Annotated in this window: 1 protein-coding gene; it reads left to right on the top strand. The window is 53.7% G+C overall.

Annotation, left to right across the window (positions count from 1 at the left end):
• Positions 1-335: 335 nt before the first annotated feature.
• Positions 336-510 (top strand): response regulator (locus tag SB764_RS38270; RefSeq protein ID WP_410866498.1); only part of this gene is annotated, 175 nt, incomplete at its 3' end.

Here is a 510-nt window from a genome sequence, read left to right as displayed (position 1 = left end):
ATCGCGCTCACCGGAGACGCGTCGCGGGCAGACCACGATGCTGCGCTTTCTGCGGGCTTTGACCACCATCTCTCCAAGCGATTGACATGCAGGCCCTCGCGGCCATTCTCGCGTCGGCCGGGCAAACATAAAGCTTGAGTCCATGACGCACTCTGCTGGGCGTTCCCGGGAAAAGCGGTCGAACTGAGCGGTATTAAATGCCTGCCAAACGCATGGACGATTATAATTAAAAATTAGTCTGCAGACCAAACGGATAGGTAACGCCATTTGATAATACGTATTACAAAAGAAGCATTCATGGCAGAGCCGCGAACTTCCCGTAATAGGAACATTGAATGAACGTGCTCGTCGTTGACGATAATGAAATCGTCGCGGACAGTCTGGCTTTTCTGCTGGAATGCTACGGCCACCGGGCTGTCGTGGCCTATGATGGCGAAACCGCGCTGAAGCTGCTTCGTACCGGCGCCTTTGAACTCACTTTCCTTGACGAGAACCTGCCCGGCATCAAAG

Origin of the sequence: Paraburkholderia sp. SIMBA_027, from assembly GCF_046535315.1 — a bacterium.
GTDB lineage: Bacteria > Pseudomonadota > Gammaproteobacteria > Burkholderiales > Burkholderiaceae > Paraburkholderia > Paraburkholderia tropica.
The sequence above is the reverse complement of the archived record's forward strand: the minus strand, read 5'-3'. Positions and strand labels throughout refer to the sequence as shown.